Genomic DNA, 17,957 nt, shown 5'->3' on the forward strand with positions numbered 1-17,957 from the left:
AGGTCAAAGATTTAGCCAGAGTTTTTGCTCGCGCCAACAATCTGCGGCCTGTCAGACAAGAGAAAAGACGGTCCGTGGCTCAATCGTCATCGCCAATCTCAGGTGTCGCAGAACGCTATGCGGGTTCGCTGTTCGAACTCGCCCTGCAGGCAAATTCCGTGGCCAAGGTCGAAGCCGACCTCAACAGCTTCGAAGCGATGCTCGCGGGCAGCGCTGATCTCACCCGGCTGATCAACAGCCCGGTGTTCTCCAGCGAGGACCAGGCCAAGGCCATCGCGGCGATCGCCGACAAGGCCGGGATTACCGGCCTCACCGGCAATTTCCTGCGCGTCGTCGCCCGCAACCGCCGCCTGTTCGCCATTCCCGGCATGATCAGGGCGTTCCGCCAGATCGCCGCCGAACATCGTGGCGAAACCGCTGCTGAAGTGACGTCGGCGCATGAGCTGACCGCTACCCAGCAGACCGAACTCAAGGCGGCGCTGAAGAGCGTTGCCGGCAAGGACGTGGCCATCTCCGTCACCGTCGATCCGTCGCTGCTCGGCGGGCTGGTGGTCAAGATGGGCTCGCGCCAGATCGATACGTCGCTCAAAACCAAACTCAATTCGCTCAAGCTTGCACTGAAAGAGGTCGGCTGATGGACATCCGCGCCGCGGAAATTTCCGCAATTCTGAAAGACCAGATCAAGAATTTCGGCAAGGAGGCCGAGGTCTCCGAAGTCGGACAGGTGCTGTCCGTCGGTGACGGTATCGCCCGTGTCTATGGCCTCGACAATGTCCAGGCCGGCGAGATGGTCGAATTCCCCGGCGGCATCCGCGGCATGGCGCTCAACCTCGAAGCCGACAATGTCGGCGTCGTCATCTTCGGCGCCGACCGCGACATCAAGGAAGGCGACATCGTCAAGCGCACCGGCGCCATCGTCGACGTCCCCGTCGGCCCCGGCCTGCTCGGCCGCGTCGTCGATGCGCTCGGCAATCCGATCGACGGCAAGGGCCCGATCAAGGCAGTCGAGCGCAAGCGCGTCGACGTCAAGGCGCCCGGCATCATCCCGCGCAAGTCGGTGAACGAGCCGATGTCGACCGGCCTCAAGGCCATCGATGCACTGATCCCGGTCGGCCGCGGCCAGCGCGAGCTGGTCATCGGCGATCGCCAGACCGGCAAGACCGCCATCATCCTCGACACGATGCTCAACCAGAAGTCGGTGCACGACAACGGCCCCGAGAAGGAAAAGCTCTACTGCGTCTACGTCGCCGTCGGCCAGAAGCGCTCGACCGTGGCGCAGTTCGTCAAGGTGCTGGAAGAGCGCGGCGCGCTCGAATACTCGATCATCGTCGCCGCCACCGCTTCCGATCCGGCGCCGATGCAGTTCCTGGCGCCGTTCGCCGGCGCCACCATGGGCGAATATTTCCGTGACAATGGCATGCATGCGCTGATCAGCTATGACGATCTGTCGAAGCAGGCCGTCGCCTATCGCCAGATGTCGCTGTTGCTGCGCCGTCCGCCGGGCCGCGAAGCCTATCCGGGCGACGTCTTCTACCTGCACTCGCGCCTGCTCGAGCGCGCCGCCAAGCTCAACGACGATCTGGGCGGTGGTTCGCTGACCGCCCTGCCGATCATCGAGACGCAGGCCAACGACGTGTCGGCCTACATCCCGACCAACGTGATCTCGATCACCGACGGCCAGATCTTCCTCGAAACCAACCTGTTCTTCCAGGGCATCCGTCCTGCGGTGAACGTCGGCCTATCGGTCAGCCGCGTCGGCTCGGCCGCGCAGATCAAGGCGATGAAGCAGGTTGCCGGCTCGATCAAGGGCGAGCTCGCGCAGTATCGCGAAATGGCGGCCTTCGCGCAGTTCGGCTCCGATCTCGACGCCGCCACGCAGCGCCTGCTCAACCGCGGATCGCGCCTGACCGAACTCCTGAAGCAGCCGCAGTTCTCGCCGCTGAAGACGGAAGAGCAGGTCGCGGTGATCTTCGCCGGTGTCAACGGCTATCTCGACAAGCTGCCGGTCAACCAGGTCGGCAAGTTCGAGCATGGCCTGCTCAGCCACATGCGTTCGGCCGGCAAGGACGTTCTCGACGCCATCCGCAAGGAAAAGGCGCTGTCGGACGATCTGCGCGCCAAGCTGAAGGCCGAGATCGACGCTTTCGCCAAGACCTTCGCCTGAGCGAATTGCAAGACGGGATCAGGTTTGAAGCATGCCTTCATTAAAAGACCTTCGTAACCGTATCGCCTCGGTCAAGGCGACGCAGAAGATCACCAAGGCGATGCAGATGGTCGCCGCGGCGAAGCTGCGCCGTGCGCAAGAGGCCGCGGAAGCGGCGCGCCCCTATTCGGAGCGCATGGGTTCCGTGCTGGCCAACATCACCCAGGCGATCGGCGGCGGCGGCGATGCCCCGGCGCTGATGACCGGCACCGGCAAGGATGACGTGCATCTGCTCGTCGTCTGCACCGCCGAGCGCGGCCTGTGCGGCGGCTTCAATTCGCAGATCGCCCGCCTTGCCCGCGACCATATCCGCAAGCTTTTGGCGGACGGCAAGCAAGTCAAGATCATCTGCGTCGGCAAGAAGGGTTTCGATATCCTGCGCCGCGACTATGCCTCGATGATCATCGACCGTGTCGACCTGCGCGAGGTCAAGACGCTGCGTTTCGTCAATGCCGATGCGATCGCCAAGAAGGTCATCCACCTCTTCAACGAGGGCGGCTTCGACATCTGCACGCTGTTCTATTCGCAGTTCAAATCGGTGATCAGCCAGATCCCGACCGCGCAGCAGATCATCCCGGCAGGCGTTGCTTCGGCTCCGGCCGAGGCGGTGGATGGCGGCAACGCTGTCTATGAGTATGAGCCGGAGCCGGGTGAAATCCTCTCCGATCTCATTCCGCGCAATATCTCCGTGCAAGTTTTCCGGGCGCTGCTCGAAAACGCGGCCGGCGAAATGGGCGCCAAGATGAGCGCCATGGACAATGCGACGCGCAACGCCGGCGAGATGATCAACAAGCTGTCGATCACCTACAACCGCCAGCGGCAGGCGCAGATCACCAAGGAACTGATCGAAATCATTTCGGGCGCCGAGGCGCTCTAGGCGCGGTTCGCGGGTCATCGACCCGCGACCGGACCGCGTGAGAAACAAAGGACGAAAAAGGGTAAAGACGATGGCGAAAGCAGCGACCCCCCAGAAGGCGGCCCCCAAGGCCGCAGCCGCGAAGACCGCAGCCCCCGCGAAGGCGGCAAAGGCTCCAGTAGCAGCCGCGAAGGCGGCCCCGGCCAAGGCGGCAGCACCAGCGAAAGCCACCGCTGCCAAGACATCGGCAGTGGCCAGCAAGGCAACCGGCGTTGTCGGCAAGGTCCGCCAGGTCATCGGCGCCGTTGTCGACGTGCAGTTCGGCGATCACCTGCCGGCGATCCTGAACGCGCTCGAGACGACCAATGTCGGCAACCGCCTGGTGCTCGAAGTCGCCCAGCATCTGGGTGAAAACACCGTGCGCTGCATCGCCATGGACTCGACCGAAGGTCTAGTTCGCGGCCAGGAAGTGCGTGACACCGGCGCGCCGATCACCGTGCCGGTCGGCCCGGGCATGCTCGGCCGCATCATCAACGTCATCGGCGAGCCGGTCGACGAAGAAGGCCCGGTCGACGCGACCGAAATGCGCTCCATCCACCAGCCGGCTCCGACCTATGTCGAGCAGTCGACGGAAGCACAGATCCTGATCACCGGCATCAAGGTGCTCGACCTGCTGGCTCCCTACGCCAAGGGCGGCAAGATCGGCCTGTTCGGCGGCGCCGGCGTCGGCAAGACCGTGCTGATCCAGGAGCTGATCAACAACATCGCCAAGGCGCATGGCGGCTATTCGGTGTTCGCCGGCGTTGGCGAGCGTACCCGCGAAGGCAACGATCTCTATCACGAGTTCATCGAATCCGGCGTCAACAAGAAGGGCGGCGGCGAAGGCTCCAAGGCCGCACTCGTCTACGGCCAGATGAACGAGCCGCCGGGCGCGCGTGCTCGCGTCGGCCTGACCGGCCTGACGGTTGCCGAATATTTCCGCGACCAGGGCCAGGACGTGCTGTTCTTCGTCGACAACATCTTCCGCTTCACGCAGGCGGGTTCCGAAGTGTCGGCTCTGCTCGGCCGTATCCCGTCGGCGGTGGGCTATCAGCCGACGCTCGCCACCGACATGGGCGCTTTGCAGGAACGCATCACCACCACCACCAAGGGCTCGATCACGTCCGTGCAGGCCATCTATGTGCCCGCCGACGACTTGACCGATCCGGCGCCGGCGACCTCGTTCGCCCACCTTGACGCGACGACGACGCTGAACCGCGCCATCGCTGAAAAGGGCATCTATCCGGCTGTCGATCCGCTGGATTCGACCTCGCGCATGCTCGACCCGCTGGTCGTCGGCGACGAGCACTATGGCGTCGCGCGCCAGGTGCAGTCGATCCTCCAGCGCTACAAGTCGCTGCAGGACATCATCGCCATCCTGGGCATGGACGAGCTGTCGGAAGAGGACAAGCAGACAGTTGCCCGCGCCCGCAAGATCGAGCGCTTCCTGTCGCAGCCGTTCTTCGTCGCCGAAGTGTTCACCGGCGCGCCGGGCAAGCTGGTCGACCTCGCCGACACCATCAAGGGCTTCAAGGGCCTCTGCAATGGCGACTATGATCACCTTCCGGAAGCTGCCTTCTACATGGTCGGCGGCATCGAGGAAGCGGTCGAGAAGGCACAGCGCCTGGCGGCTGAAGCAGCGTAATTAAGCGAATAGCGAATAGGGAGTAGCGAATAGGGAATATGGGCCGGCGAATTCTTCTTCTGACTATTCGCTACTCGCTATTCGCTATTCGCTAATTTGATCATGGCTGAAGCTTTCAAGTTCGAACTGGTGTCGCCGGAGCGTCTGCTCGTTTCCGAGCAGGTCGAATCCGTCGTCATTCCGGGCGCCGAAGGCGAGATGACGGTGATGGCGCATCACGCGCCGGTCATGACCACGATCAAGCCGGGCGTCGTCACGGTGAAGGCCGCGTCGGGTGGCGAAGAGCGCTATGTGGTGTTCGGCGGCTTCGCCGACATCGTTCCGGCCGGCTGCACGCTGCTGGCGGAATCGGCTGTGGCCGTGAAGGATGTCGACCGCGCCGATCTCGCGCGCCGCATCCAGGAAGCCAAAGAAGACGCCGCCGACGCCAAAGACGACCAGGCCCGCAGCAAGGCGGAACAGTTCCTTAGCCAGCTCACCACGCTGGAAGGCGCGATCCTGCCGGCCTGAAGTCTGCTTCAGAAGACTTGATGAAAAGCGGGGCCTTGCCTCGCTTTTTTTGTTAGATGCCCAATGCAGTGAAGACAGCGGCTGGTCCGCTGCGGCGCAGCTGTTCGAGATGCGCGGTCGTGAGATCCATTAATCTCTCGTGCCCCGGATCCCCTTTCGCAAAGCCAGCCAGCTCAAAAACCGACGCGACGGTTTCGGCGGCCGACAGGTGCCGGGCGCCGAATGCGGCCAGTGCCGCGTCGAGCGGATCGGTGAAATGGCTCTCCGGCAAGGTCTTGCCCCGGGCCTCGCAGGCCGCGATCCAGGCGGCGATCACCAGTGTGAGGTGTTCGGGCACAGCCCCGGCTTCGATCCTCTCGATCGCGGAGGCGACGATGCGCTGTGGCAATTTCTGGCTGCCGTCATTGGCGATCTGCGCCGTGCGGTGGGCAAGTGCTGTGTTTGAAAAGCGTTTTGCCAGCTCGGCCGTATAGCGCACCGTGTCGAGCCCGGCATTCCTGGGCAGTGTCGGGATGGCCTCGGCCCAGAGCGCATCGACAAAGGCTCGTATCGCCGGATCGGCGAAAGCGCGGTCGACGGTGGCATGGCCGCTGAGCAGGCCGAGATAGGCGATGGCCGAATGCGAGCCGTTGAGCAGCCTGAGCTTCATGTCTTCGTACGGCCTGACGTCGTCGACCATGGTGACGCCGAACTGTTCCCAGGCCGGCCGGCCCCCCGGGAAATTGTCTTCGACCACCCATTGGCAGAACGGCTCGGTCATGACCGGCCAGGCGTCCTCGACGCCGAGTTCTTCTGCGATCCGCGCCCGGTCGGCATCGGTGGTCGCCGGCACGATGCGGTCGACCATGCTTGAGGGAAACGAGACGTGATGGGCGATGTGGTTGGCGAGCCCGGCATCGCCCTTCGCGCCGAGGCTGGCATCCCGCAATTCGGCGAATTCGATCAGCAGCCGGTGCAGCGTGGCGCCGTTGGCGGGCAGGTTGTCGCAGCACAGCACGGTGAAAGGTGGCGTGCCGGCCGCGCGTCGCCGGGTAAGCGCCTCGGTCAGAAAGCCATGCGCCGTCTTCGGCATTTTCGGGTTTGCCAGGTCGTGGACGATATCGGCATGAGCGGTATCCAGTCCGCCGCCCGCTGCCCGCAGATAGGCTTTTTCGGTGATCGTCAGCATGACGATGCGGGTGCGCGGATCGGTCAGCGCGGCCAGCACCGCGCCCGGATCCTCCGGCGCCACCAACATCGCGCCGATCGAGCCGATGACCTGCAGCTTTTCGGTTCCACTGCTTCTGATCGCCAGCGTGTAGAGCCCATCCTGCGGCGTGAGCGCATCGCGTGTGTCGGCACTGCGCAGAGAGACGCCGACAATGCCCCAGTCGGTCTCGCCAGCCGCCAGGCAGTCGTCGACATAGGCGGCCTGATGCGCGCGATGGAAGGCGCCGACACCGAGATGCACGATGCCCGGGACGACCTCGCGACGGTCATATCCGGGAATTGTCACCCGCTCGGGCAGTGACTGTAGCGAGGCGTCGGACAAATGGCTGCTGGTCATCATATCACAGGGCGGATGGTTTTGGATGGGGCGGCATGACGGTGTCCCGCGCGGTGGGTGACAAGCGGCGTAACACCTGTTTCCGCTTGCCGCAAGGATGCCTGTTTGTGAGCCTACGTTGACATCGCTTTTGCCCGAACGTACCGATGTTCAACCTGGAAGGAGCCGCTTTTCCCATGGTCGCGCTGACCGATCCGGACCTGCTGTTTCCGCCCGAAGCGCAGTCGCGCTCACTTGCCCGCGACCTCTACGCCGGCATCAAGGACCTGCCGATCGTCAGCCCGCACGGTCATACCGATCCGCGCTGGTATGCGCTGGACGAACCTTTCCCGGATCCGGCGCAACTGCTGATCGTGCCGGATCACTACATTTTCCGCATGCTGTTCAGCCAAGGTGTCCGGCTTGAGGATCTCGGCGTGCCGACGCTCGACGGCGCACCGGTGGAAACCGACGGCAGGACGATCTGGCGGTGCTTTGCCGAAAATTATTTTCTGTTCCGCGGCACGCCGACCCGGCTGTGGTTCGATCATGTTCTCGCCCATCTGTTCGGTATCGAAGAGCCATTGAGTGCCAAGACGGCCGATGGCCACTACGACACGATCGCGACGCTGTTGCAGTGGGAGAATTTTCGGCCGCGCGCTTTGTTCGAGCGCTTCAACATCGAGGTCATCGCGACGACGGAAGGCGCGCTCGACGATCTCAGATGGCACAAGATGATCCGCGACAGCGGCTGGCAGGGCCGCGTCGTCACCGCCTATCGCCCGGACGCGGTCGTCGATCCCGACTTCGAAGGGTTCTCGACCAATCTCGACCGGCTTGGCGAGATCACCGGCTGCGATACCGGCAGTTGGGTGGGCTATCTCGACGCGCATCGCCAGCGGCGCGCCTTCTTCAAGAGTTTTGGCGCAACCTCGTCCGACCACGGCCATCCGACGGCCGAGACCGCCAATCTTTCGGATGCCGCGGCCGAGGAGCTGTTCAATCGGGTCCGCCATGGCTCGGACGACGAGCGCGAAAAGCGGCTGTTTCGCGCGCAGATGCTGACCGAGATGGCCAAGATGAGCCTCGACGACGGTCTGGTCCTGCAAATCCATCCCGGTTCCCAGCGCAATCACTCACGCGCCGTCTTCGAGAAATTCGGCCGCGACAAGGGTTTCGATATTCCGACCAGAACGGATTATGTGACGGCGCTGAAGCCGCTGCTGGACTGCGTCGGGCTGGAGCGCGACCTCACCGTCATCCTCTTCACGCTCGACGAGACCAGTTATGCGCGCGAACTGGCGCCGCTCGCTGGCGTCTATCCGGCGCTCAAACTCGGGCCGGCCTGGTGGTTCCACGACAGCCCGGAAGGCATGCGCCGGTTCCGCGAAATGACGACGGAAACGGCCGGCTTCTACAACACGGTCGGCTTCAATGACGACACGAGAGCCTTCCCCTCGATACCGGCGCGCCACGATGTGGCGCGTCGCGTCGACTGCGCTTTCCTGGCGCGTCTGGTCGCCGAACATCGGCTGCGCGAGGACGAGGCGCATGAGCTGGCGGGGGAACTGGCCTACACGCTCGCCAAGAAAGCCTATCGGCTCTGACGCGTGCTCGCGCAATCGACGCTGGTCAGCTATCCGCGATGAGGAGATGACGATGACCGCAAAGATTTTCGCGCATGCCGGCGAGGGCGCCTGGACGACGACCCCGGACGGCAACAGGCGACGTGTTCTCCTTCACACCGATGAGTTGATGCTGGTCGAATTCGGCTTCGACAAGGGTGGTGTCGGCGCCCTGCATTCGCACCCGCATGTCCAGGCAAGCTATGTCGCCGAGGGCCGTTTCGAGGTGACCATCGACGGCCGGACCGAAACGCTCGAGACGGGCGGCAGCTTCATCGTCCCGTCCGGTCTGGTGCACGGCGTCAAGGCGCTCGAAGCGGGGCGGCTGGTCGACAGCTTTACGCCGCACCGGGCCGATTTTCTCGGCTGAGCGCGCCAGCGCCGCATCTATCCGCTCCTCGAACGACAAACCTGGAAAGTAGGCAGTTGCCTCGACGCTTTGGACGCGCAAGGCGCGAAGGAGGCAGCAACTGGCAAGGCGCGGAACAAGCGACCAGAAGTGCCTGCGGCCCTGGATTGCAGTTGCGCGGTTTCGTCTACTTCGGTTTAGCGGATACCAAAGAACCGGCGAATTTTTTGCCTAGGGCTCATCTGTTCCCGCCGGAAGGCTGAAAGATCGGCTTCCAGTTTGGAATTTTTCTCTGTTAGCGTGTCGATCTCAGCACGGAGCGCCTGACCGTAATCATTGGATTGCAGGATGGCAGGGAGCTCTAAGAGGTGCATGTTCCCTTCGCTCGCAAGCCGTTCAAGGCATTCGATCATAAGGGCACCACCTGCGTCAGGTGAGTCGGCCAAATAATGATAGCTCTGATTTGGCCGGATGACAGCGATCCGATCCAGGATAAACTGGTGGAAGAAGAAACGCTCCTCAGCTGTATGGCAGACCGGTATTACAGCCTCGAGAAGTCCGGTGTATAGCGTGGTCCAAGACCCGCGTTTTTGCTCCTCGGACCAGTCAAACCACTGTTTGTGATAGTTTTCCTCGTGGTCCAGCCGGTAGTATAGCGCCTCCGGAATTCGAATGAAGCTGCCCCAGCGCAACACCTTTGCCAACCATACAAATATTTCGGAAAGCCCCCGATACTCATCGGCTCTAATGAGTCCGGCTTGCCGAACGGCGTCGCGACGGAGTAGACCCCGCACGGCCACGGGCTCCTTTTGCTCAATATGCTGCCGAAGGCGATGAAGTGTTTCCCCTTCGATTGACGGAGATGTATCCATACCGGTCCGTCCGCCCATCCATTTGCAGTCGGCGTAAACGGCCGCCGCATCGGGCTTCTCCCGGGCGGTGCGAACCAATCTTTCGAAGAAGTCCGGCGTGGTTGTGTCGTCGTGTTGACGATAGCAGAAGAACTCGCCGAGCGGCTGTTTCAGCAACCAGTTGAGATTTCCAAACCAGTCGAGCCGTTCTTGATGGACAACCATTCTAAACCGGTTGTCGTCGAGGAATGGCCGGCACTTTTCGGCCGTTGCAAGGTCGTTCCCGTCGACTGAAATTATGACCTCGAAGTCACGGAAAGTCTGCTCCTGAAGACATTTGAGTGCTCCCTCAACATATTTCGTGCCCTTATATACAGGCATCCCTACCGTAATTGTCGGCGTCATCGCGATCCTTTGAGGTATCAGACGTCACCCATTATCCTCGCTGCACACTGATCGGCAAAATATGGTGCCATGGTGAGTTTGCCTGGATCTATTGAGTGGTAACCGCCCTTCGAGGTAATTCCAATCTGATATCGTTGATGCAGTTCGCTATCGGTGTCGTAGATGTCCGTCTCGCCCCAAGCAACGATAAGTCCACCTTTGACCAGGGCATCCGGCAAGTTCGCGGCATCAACCGCGGCCAGTGAGGGGACGATCTCTGCCATGGCGGCAATTGTTCGTGTCAGGATTTTTGTGCGGAGCGGCTCTGGCGGATAGGTATCCCAAACCGGCGGCATCACCTCGGTTGAATACCCATGGATGCATTCCGGGTACCACGTAAGATATGTCAGCCGATCAGGATAACTGACCACTTCGCCGAATGGCCCAGAGACAAAGGTCGCACTGGGAGGACGGTCAAGTCCGTCCGGCAAGGTGAAGCTGATTCCGTATTTTAACCGATGAAGCCAAGGTCGATTGGGTTTCAGCCCCATTGTCGCGTCAATCGCCAAACGCCCGTCCCAAAGCGCGTTCACGACGTGATCGAAAGCATCTACTTGAAGGAAGCCATTTTTCTCACTCGCAACGCGCAGCCTTTCATCGACCCTGTCAACCTTCGAAACCTGATGCCCAAGACGCATTTCGATGCGGCGATGGTCGGCAATTGCTCTCCTAAGGGCCGATGCCAGCGCTACCGGATTGATGGCGACTTCCGGAGTGTCGAAAGCCGCAAGCGCCGCGTCCGAGTTGAATGTTGTATCCCGCTCACTGCTGGACCATGCTCGCGGCGGCGCCGAAAGATCCAATCCGAAGTAGTCGAACTCGCGTCCAGTTGATGCTTCAACAACCAACTGATGAACGTCCCGGAGATAGCCCCCAACCGCCTGGGCAGAATGTTGGCTGTCTCGATGGACAACGTAGGCCGCGGGAACCGAGGTTGCCAAGGCGTTCGTGTCAGTGCCTAGGTGCCGATCCATGAAAGGTGCGAAGGCGAGAGCGCCCTTCATCATGATCCGGGCTGTCGAAAGAGACGGATCACCAGCATACATATATCCAAGGTGAATCTTCCCTTCGTTCGCGACGGCTGTTCGACTGAGAATTGCATCATTTCTGTCGAAAAGGACCACATCCATGCCTCGCTCGGCCAAAGCTAGAGCTGAGCAGCAGCCTTGAAGGCCCCCGCCTAAAATACCCACCCGCATTCTGGACTCCTTAGCAACGCAGCGCTGCGATCGACGCTCCCACCGGATTCCTTGATATCAAGGAGGCGCACTCGTCAACGAATTTGGTCATCTCTCGCAGCGCCGTTATCCAGGCGCGATCCCGGCCGGTCGCTGGGCGAGGCGGGCGACATTGGCGACGCCGCCGTCTGTTTGCTGGCGCCGGCGTGCATGGCGCGGTGGTTTCCGGCGGATGGCGGCTGGCTGGCGGGTAGAAGATCGAGCGCGCAGAGAAAACCCGCGCCCCAAGAGGCGCGGGTTGTTGCCTGGGCGCTTGTGGCGCCGCGGTACTCAAGACATGACCGCAGGATGTGAAGCCTGCCGGACCATGGTGAACATCGACTTAATGCGCCGTACAACCGAGAGCTGTCCTCTGTCAGGTGATATGCCGGAGCAGGCTGAAAAGCCGCTCGAACGTCTTGCCGTAGGGCGGACGCAACATGGCTCCAGCGCTCAGCCGCGACTGCAGGAAAACCGGCTTCTCCTTGCTGAAGGTGCGAAAGCCCCATTCGCCGTGATAGGCGCCCATGCCGCTGGCGCCGACGCCGCCGAAGGGCTGGTTCTCCTGCACCAGATGCAGCATGCAGTCGTTGATGGTGACGCCGCCGGCGACGGTCTCACGCAGGATACGTTGACGATTGCCGCCGTCGCGGCCGAACCAGTAGAGCGCCAGCGGCCGGTCCGCCCCGTTTACATGGGCTATTGCCTCATCAATCCCGGCATATTCGACGATCGGCAGCACCGGCCCAAAGATCTCTTCGCGCATCAGCCGCAGGTTTGCGCCGGCATTGCGGACCAGGGTCGGCAGCAATTTCCGGCTCGTGGCGCTGAGTTGCTCGCCGGCCGGGTTGATTTCGGTGACATCGGCGCCGGCATCACGCGCTTCGGTGACCATATCGCGCAGGCGCTGGTGGTGTCGGTCGCTGATGATGGCGGTATAGTCGGGGTTGTCGCGTAAGGTCGGGTAGAGCTTCGCGATCGCCATTGCGAGCTTGGCAGCGACCGTGCCTGCCTGTCCCTTCGGTACCAGCAGATAGTCGGGCGCGATGCAGGTCTGCCCGGCATTCAACAGCTTGCCATAGGCAATGCTGGATACCGCTGCATCGAGGTCGCATGACGGATCGAAGATTGCCGGCGACTTGCCGCCGAGCTCGAGCGTGACCGGGGTCAGGTTGGCGGCCGCCGCGATCGCGACCTGGCGGCCAACCGCGGTCGAGCCTGTGAACAGCAAGTGATCGAAAGGCATCGACACGAAGGCCTTTCCCATCTCCGCATCGCCGGTGATGACGCTGAGCTCGTTGGCTGCGAAATGCTCGGCAGCGAGTTTGGCCAGCAGCGCCGAAAATGCCGGCGTCAGTTCGGAAGGTTTTATGAGCACGCGGTTGCCGGCGGCAAGGGCTGCAGTCACCGGCGCGACGGCGAGCTGGAAAGGATAATTCCAGGGCGACACGATGCCGACGACACCGAGCGGCTGTGGAATGAGGCGATTTCTGCCGGGCAGGAACGGCATGGTGGTGGCTACGCGACGTTCGCGCATCCAACCCCTGACATGCGACAGCGCATGGCGGATGCCGGCGCGCACCACGAACAGTTCCGCAAGCCGCGTCTCGTGTGCCGAACGGCCACCAAAGTCGGCGTCGATCGCCGCACAAATCTCGGCTTCGTGCCGCTCGGTGAGCGCCAGCAGGCGCTTCAGGCGGTCTTTGCGGACGTCAAAGTCCGGGAAAGGTTGCGCCTCGAAGGCGGCGCGCTGCGATTGGAGCCGCTCGCCGAGAACATCCTGTCTGGTCTGCAGCATCGCGCCCTCCCTGGCCTGTCGGGCCGAGCTTACATCGCAAGGCGTGGAGGAATCCAGCGGGCGTGCGGGTGTCCCAGGGGAAGGCCCGCCCCTGCTGAATGCTGCCGATCAGTCGGCCTGCTTCGGCGCTCCCGAAGTTCGACCATCTCCTATACCGGCTTGTTCCTGTTGTGGTGCGATGACAGCTGCGCTAAGCCAAGGTGCCCATGCAGAGAGTCGTTTTGACCGGTTTCCACACCCTCTCCAGTCCAAGAAATTCCAGCCCGGTGTCCGATTGATGCAGGCACAGGCAGCGAGCGTTCGGGCGGAGGATCCCAAGCGGCGCGTCCTGAAGGACGTGTTCGGCTTCGATGATTTTCGTCCCGGCCAGGCCGATGTCATGGATGCGCTGCTGGCCGGGCGTCATGTGCTGGCCGTCATGCCGACGGGTGCGGGCAAATCGCTCTGCTACCAGGTTCCGGCGCTGGTTCTGGGCGGGCTCACCATTGTCGTTTCGCCGCTGGTGGCGCTGATGCAGGATCAGGTCGCTGCCTTGCGCCTTGCCGGCGTGGCGGCCGACACGATCAATTCCTCGATCGACCGCGAGGCCAATATCGCCGCCTGGCGGCGGGTTGCTTCGGGCCAGACGCGCCTGCTTTATCTCGCGCCGGAGCGGCTGATGACCGAGCGGATGCTCGACGCGCTGGCCAGGCTCGATATCAGCCTGATCGCTGTCGACGAGGCGCATTGCATTTCCCAATGGGGCCCGGCGTTCCGGCGCGAGTACGAGGACCTGTCGCGGCTGCGCAATATCTTTGCGAACGTGCCGATCATCGCGCTGACGGCGACGGCGGACGAGGGCACGCGCACCGACATCGAAGCCCGGCTGTTCGCCGAACGCGTCGAGACCCTGGTGCTGGGCTTCGACCGGCCGAACATCAAGCTTGCCATCGAGGCCAAGCAGGACAGCAAGCGGCAATTGCTGCGCTTCGTCGAGCGTCATCCCGGCCGCAGCGGCATCGTCTACTGCCTGTCGCGCAAGAAGACGGAGGAGATGGCGGCCTTCCTCGAGAAGAATGGCGTCACCGCGCTCGCCTATCATGCCGGCATGAGCAAGGAGGCGCGTGACGCCAACCAGAACAGCTTCATGACCCTGTCGGGTGTCGTCATGGTGGCGACCATCGCCTTCGGCATGGGCATCGACAAGCCTGATGTCGCCTATGTCTTCCACACCGACATGCCGGGCAGCCTGGAGGCCTACTACCAGGAGATCGGGCGTGCGGGCCGCGACGGGCGGGACGCTGAGGCGCATATGCTGTTCGGCCTTGGCGATATCCGCATGCGGCGGATGTTCATCGACGACGAGGACGCACCGGCCGAGCACAAGAGGCGCTCGCATGGCCGGCTCGACACGCTGATCGGCTATTGCGAGACGGCGCAGTGCCGCCGCCAGGTGCTGCTCGGCTATTTCGGCGAGGAAGCGCAGCCTTGCGGCAATTGCGACACCTGCCTCGACCAGGCGCCGCGCGCCGATGGCGGAGCGGAGGCGCGGATCATCCTGGCGGCCATCGCGCACAGTGGCGAGCGTTTCGGGGCCGGCCATGTCATCGACATTCTGCTCGGCCATGAAACCGAGAAGGTGCTGGCCAGGAACCACCAGAGGCTTGCCAGCTTCGGCAGCGGGCTCGCGCACAAGAAGGATTTCTGGCTGTCGCTGATCCGGCAGCTCGTCGCGGGCGGGTTTCTGATGCCGGATCCGGCCGGCCATGGCGGCCTCGCCATCGCCGAAAAAGGCCATGCGCTTGGCCGTGGCGAGATACCGTTCCACTACCGCGTCGAGGTGCGCAGCCGCGCCTTGCGCGGCAAGACGCGTTCCGCGCAGGATCTCGGGCAGGCGGATGTGGACACCGCGCTGCTGGCCGCGCTCAAATCCTTGCGGCTGCGGCTCGCCAAGGAGCGCCAGGTGCCGGCCTATGTGGTGTTTTCCGATCGCACGCTGATCGACATGGCCGAGCGTCGCCCGCACGACCTCGACGCCTTCGCCGAAGTGAATGGCGTCGGTGCGGCCAAGCTCAAGGAGTTCGGCCAGGTCTTTCTGAGCGCGATTGCCGCGCACCAAGCGGGTGGAGCGGGCTGAGAAAGCAAAGCAGCTATGATCGCAGCGTCGGCGTTGAACGACCGGCCCAACACGATCTTGGTCCGAACGCCTATCCAGCCACTCATCCAAGCATGCTTATCCCCCTACCTCCGTCGGACAATACCAGGCGTGGCGAGGAGGGGTCTTCGTCATGCCTCCCTACAGAATTTCCGGAAGGATCATTCGGACTCCTGATCTTATCCATTGTCTATGTTTTCTCTACGTCTCCTTCACTGGGCGGGGGCAGCATCGCCGTCAAGAAACATCGGGCTTCAGGCTCGCTTGTAGCCGGCGGTGACCTCGTCCTTATGGGCGGCGAAAGCTGCCAGAACTTCGGCCTTCTCGGGCTTTGGAACCTTGAGGTGGTCCAAGGTCCGGCCGAGTTCCGCTGCGACCTCATCGAATTCTGCGGGAGAGATCCGCAGGTCCCGGTGGGCCTCCTCAAGGCCGAGCGGCGTCGTGCCGGGCTTGGTAGCCACGAACTTGAAGGGCCCACCCGAAACGTCGCAGACCCACAGCGTCCGCATGAACTTGAGGCCAGGCAGCCTTCCAAGGTTCTTGGTGTGCCATTTCCGCAACTGCGGGTTCTTGGACTTCTGGCCGACGATGGGGTTCTTCACCACCGCGTCGCTGAAATGATCCACCACCGCCGCGATGGCGAATACGCCCCCCAGCCGCTCGTATAGACTTTTCTCAGGTGTAGTTTGTTTGGCCTGCGCATGCGCGTTGTCCGTCGCCAATACAGCCGTCGATGCGGCGGTCATCGCCAGCCCTGCAACGACGCTTCGTCTTGTTAAAGAGGTTGAAACAGCCGTTTTCATCTCTGATTTCCTTCGAGTTAAGCCAGAGCAAGCCGCGGCCTGCCTGGCGGCTTCAACGTCGGACATATCCACTTTGCCTAAACCCGGCGTCGTCTGAGGAATTAACGAGCCCCCCGTTCGAATTATTCCGATTGACCGCATTCCCGCTGTCAAAATGCGATTCCGCTCGCCAGCTTCGGCAGCGGACTGACGCAAAAGAAGGATTTCTGGCTGTCGCTGATCCGGCAGCTCGCCGCGGGCGGGTTCCTGGCGCCGGATCCGGCTGGCCATGGCGGCCTCGCCATCGCCGAAAAAGGCCATGCGCTCGGCCGTGGCGAGATGCCATTCCACTACCGTGTCGAGGTGCGCGGCCGCGCCTTGCGCAAGATGCGAGCGGCCGAGGGGTCGGGTGCTAACGCCGAAGGCGTCGATGCTTCGCTGCTGGCCACGCTCAAATCCCTGCGGCTGCGGCTCGCCAAGGAGCGTCAGGTGCCGGCCTATGTGGTGTTTTCCGACCGCACGCTGATCGACATGGCCGAACGCCGCCCGCGCGACCTCGACGCCTTCGCCGAAGTGAATGGCGTCGGTGCTGCCAAGCTCAAGGAGTTCGGCCAGACTTTTCTGAGCGCCATCGCCGCGCACCAGTCGGATGGAACGGTCTGAAGACCTGTCGTGCGTCGTCACATCTGTACGGACATCCCGCCGTCGACAGTCAAGACATGTCCGTTGACGAAGGAGGCCGCATCGCTGGCGAGGTAAAGTGCGGCACCGGCGATTTCATGCGGCCGCCCCCAGCGCTGCAGCGGAACCCGCTGGCGGGCGAAGGCAACCATATCGGGATTTTCCGCCATCGCGGCATTGGTCTCGGTGGCGAACATTCCTGGCGCGATGGCGTTGCTCGTTACCCCGTGCGCGCCGTATTCGACGGCCATGCTGCGCATCAGCCCGGTCAGCCCCTGCTTGGCGGCGGGATAGATGGCATCGCCGGGCCGCGCCATCTCACCGACGATCGAGGTCACCGCGATCAGCCGGCCATAGCCCTGCGCTTTCATGATTTCCGCCGCATCGCGTGACAGTGAGATCGCCGACAAGAGATCCGTCCTGATCAGATCGAGGATATCGTCGTCGTCGAAAGCGGCGAGCGGCCTCCTGTCGCGGGCGCCGACATTGTTGACCAGGATGTCGAGCCGGCCTCGGGTTTTGCGAATATCGGCGATCGTCGCGCGACCCGCCCCAATGTCGGCGATGTCGAAGACCGCCGCCTGCGCACTGCCGCCATTTCCGGTGATGGCGGCGACGGCGCCATCGAGTGTTGCGGCGGTGCGTCCGGTCACCACGACATGGGCTCCGGCTTCGGCAAAGGCGCACGCAATCTCGAAGCCGAGCCCACGCCCGCCCCCGGTGATCAGCGCCACACGCCCCTCCAGGGAAAATCGGTCGAAAATGCTCACAGCAAGCGGCCTCTGCACGCATGGGACGGGAACCGATCCCATGCGGCAATCGGCGGCTTGTTTCCAGCCTACCGTTCAACCGAAGCCGGTCAAATGAACTTAATGCGCGGGCGAATGCGTTTTGCCTGGAAGTACCGGTCTATGTGCTCGTCTGCGATCGCACGCTGATCGACATGGCCGAGCAGCCCGAAGTCAATGGCATTCGTCTCGCCAAGCTCAAGGAGTTCGGCGTGGTTTTTCCGGGCGCGATTGCGGTGCGCGAATCGGAAGCCTGGCGACGCTATTTTTTGCTGACGATGCCGCTTTTTTATGCACGACTTGGGCCTTCTGCCCGGTTACTTCCATGTTCCTGTTGCCGGCAAGCAACAAGCCAAGATGAAAAGCCCGCGGCGTGAATGCTGCTCTTGCTCTCCGAGATATCTGGGCTCTCTACTGCAAGTGGCGCACGGATTCTCGTTCAAAGCCTTCATAAACCATGATGAGACATGCCTTGGGTCGTTGCAGTCGGCGCATCCGGCCGATGTTGGT

The 17,957-nt window shown here is 62.6% G+C and carries 15 protein-coding genes and 1 pseudogene; 10 read left to right on the forward strand and 6 right to left on the reverse strand.

All coding sequences use genetic code 11. The features are described 5' to 3' along the window. Positions 1–74 precede the first annotated feature (74 nt). The 5 genes from FCU66_RS10395 (at position 75) to FCU66_RS10415 (ending at position 5,253) form a co-directional block, all read left to right on the forward strand. Positions 75–635: a F0F1 ATP synthase subunit delta gene (locus FCU66_RS10395; RefSeq protein ID WP_136622210.1), complete on the forward strand. Its 561-nt coding sequence runs from the start codon at positions 75–77 to the stop codon at positions 633–635. Continuing rightward, the gene (gene atpA / locus FCU66_RS10400) at positions 635–2,164 is read left to right on the forward strand and encodes a F0F1 ATP synthase subunit alpha (RefSeq protein ID WP_023811756.1); all 1,530 of its coding nucleotides are present in this window, start codon (positions 635–637) and stop codon (positions 2,162–2,164) included. The genes FCU66_RS10395 and atpA overlap by 1 nt, the downstream gene beginning before the upstream one ends. Positions 2,165–2,195: 31 nt before the next feature. Further along, positions 2,196–3,080: a F0F1 ATP synthase subunit gamma gene (locus FCU66_RS10405; RefSeq protein WP_136622209.1), complete on the forward strand. Its 885-nt coding sequence runs from the start codon at positions 2,196–2,198 to the stop codon at positions 3,078–3,080. 70 nt (positions 3,081–3,150) lie between these two features. Continuing rightward, positions 3,151–4,743, forward strand: coding sequence for a F0F1 ATP synthase subunit beta (gene atpD / locus FCU66_RS10410; protein ID WP_168992193.1), 1,593 nt, complete (start codon positions 3,151–3,153; stop codon positions 4,741–4,743). A gap of 102 nt (positions 4,744–4,845) precedes the next feature. Continuing rightward, positions 4,846–5,253 (forward strand): F0F1 ATP synthase subunit epsilon, encoded by a 408-nt coding sequence (locus FCU66_RS10415; RefSeq protein WP_136622208.1) that lies wholly within the window; start codon positions 4,846–4,848, stop codon positions 5,251–5,253. Between the two features lie 52 nt (positions 5,254–5,305). Here FCU66_RS10415 and FCU66_RS10420 read toward each other — a convergent pair whose 3' ends face one another. Further along, a complete protein-coding gene (locus FCU66_RS10420; protein ID WP_168992192.1) occupies positions 5,306–6,799 on the reverse strand; it encodes a mannitol dehydrogenase family protein in 1,494 nt (497 codons plus the stop codon). Between the two features lie 176 nt (positions 6,800–6,975). On the opposite strand from FCU66_RS10420, the gene uxaC reads away from it, so the two are divergent. Together uxaC and FCU66_RS10430 are read left to right on the forward strand one after the other, a co-directional pair. Continuing rightward, entirely contained in the window at positions 6,976–8,385 is a 1,410-nt protein-coding gene (gene uxaC / locus FCU66_RS10425; protein ID WP_136622206.1) for a glucuronate isomerase, read from the forward strand. A gap of 52 nt (positions 8,386–8,437) precedes the next feature. Next, positions 8,438–8,773, forward strand: coding sequence for a cupin domain-containing protein (locus tag FCU66_RS10430; RefSeq protein WP_136622205.1), 336 nt, complete (start codon positions 8,438–8,440; stop codon positions 8,771–8,773). 176 nt (positions 8,774–8,949) lie between these two features. On the opposite strand, the gene FCU66_RS10435 is transcribed toward FCU66_RS10430, so the two are convergent. The 3 genes from FCU66_RS10435 to FCU66_RS10445 all read right to left on the reverse strand — a co-directional run bounded on the left by FCU66_RS10435 (position 8,950) and on the right by FCU66_RS10445 (position 13,062). After that, positions 8,950–10,008, reverse strand: coding sequence for a glycosyltransferase family 2 protein (locus FCU66_RS10435; RefSeq protein WP_136622204.1), 1,059 nt, complete (start codon positions 10,006–10,008; stop codon positions 8,950–8,952). Positions 10,009–10,025: 17 nt separating this feature from the next. Next, entirely contained in the window at positions 10,026–11,246 is a 1,221-nt protein-coding gene (locus FCU66_RS10440) for an FAD-dependent oxidoreductase (RefSeq protein ID WP_136622203.1), read from the reverse strand. 394 nt (positions 11,247–11,640) lie between these two features. Continuing rightward, positions 11,641–13,062, reverse strand: coding sequence for a coniferyl aldehyde dehydrogenase (locus FCU66_RS10445; protein ID WP_136622202.1), 1,422 nt, complete (start codon positions 13,060–13,062; stop codon positions 11,641–11,643). Between the two features lie 277 nt (positions 13,063–13,339). On the opposite strand from FCU66_RS10445, the gene recQ reads away from it, so the two are divergent. Beyond that, entirely contained in the window at positions 13,340–15,178 is a 1,839-nt protein-coding gene (gene recQ, locus FCU66_RS10450) for a DNA helicase RecQ (protein ID WP_136622201.1), read from the forward strand. A 272-nt stretch (positions 15,179–15,450) separates the two neighbouring features. Here recQ and FCU66_RS42640 read toward each other — a convergent pair whose 3' ends face one another. Beyond that, positions 15,451–16,269, reverse strand: a complete 819-nt coding sequence (locus FCU66_RS42640; RefSeq protein ID WP_342778155.1) for a group I truncated hemoglobin — start codon at positions 16,267–16,269, stop codon at positions 15,451–15,453. Between FCU66_RS42640 and FCU66_RS10460 the strand changes: the two are divergent. Beyond that, positions 16,165–16,641, forward strand: a pseudogene (locus FCU66_RS10460) (HRDC domain-containing protein); the annotation flags it as partial. The gene FCU66_RS42640 and the pseudogene FCU66_RS10460 sit on opposite strands and share 105 nt — an antisense overlap. A gap of 17 nt (positions 16,642–16,658) precedes the next feature. Here FCU66_RS10460 and FCU66_RS10465 read toward each other — a convergent pair. Further along, positions 16,659–17,429, reverse strand: a complete 771-nt coding sequence (locus FCU66_RS10465) for an SDR family oxidoreductase (RefSeq protein WP_136622200.1) — start codon at positions 17,427–17,429, stop codon at positions 16,659–16,661. Positions 17,430–17,449: 20 nt separating this feature from the next. Here FCU66_RS10465 and FCU66_RS10470 point away from each other — a divergent pair, with 20 nt between their 5' ends. Then, the gene (locus FCU66_RS10470; RefSeq protein ID WP_136622199.1) at positions 17,450–17,824 is read left to right on the forward strand and encodes a hypothetical protein; all 375 of its coding nucleotides are present in this window, start codon (positions 17,450–17,452) and stop codon (positions 17,822–17,824) included. Positions 17,825–17,957 lie beyond the last annotated feature (133 nt).

The organism is Mesorhizobium norvegicum, from assembly GCF_004919685.1.
GTDB lineage: Bacteria > Pseudomonadota > Alphaproteobacteria > Rhizobiales > Rhizobiaceae > Mesorhizobium > Mesorhizobium norvegicum.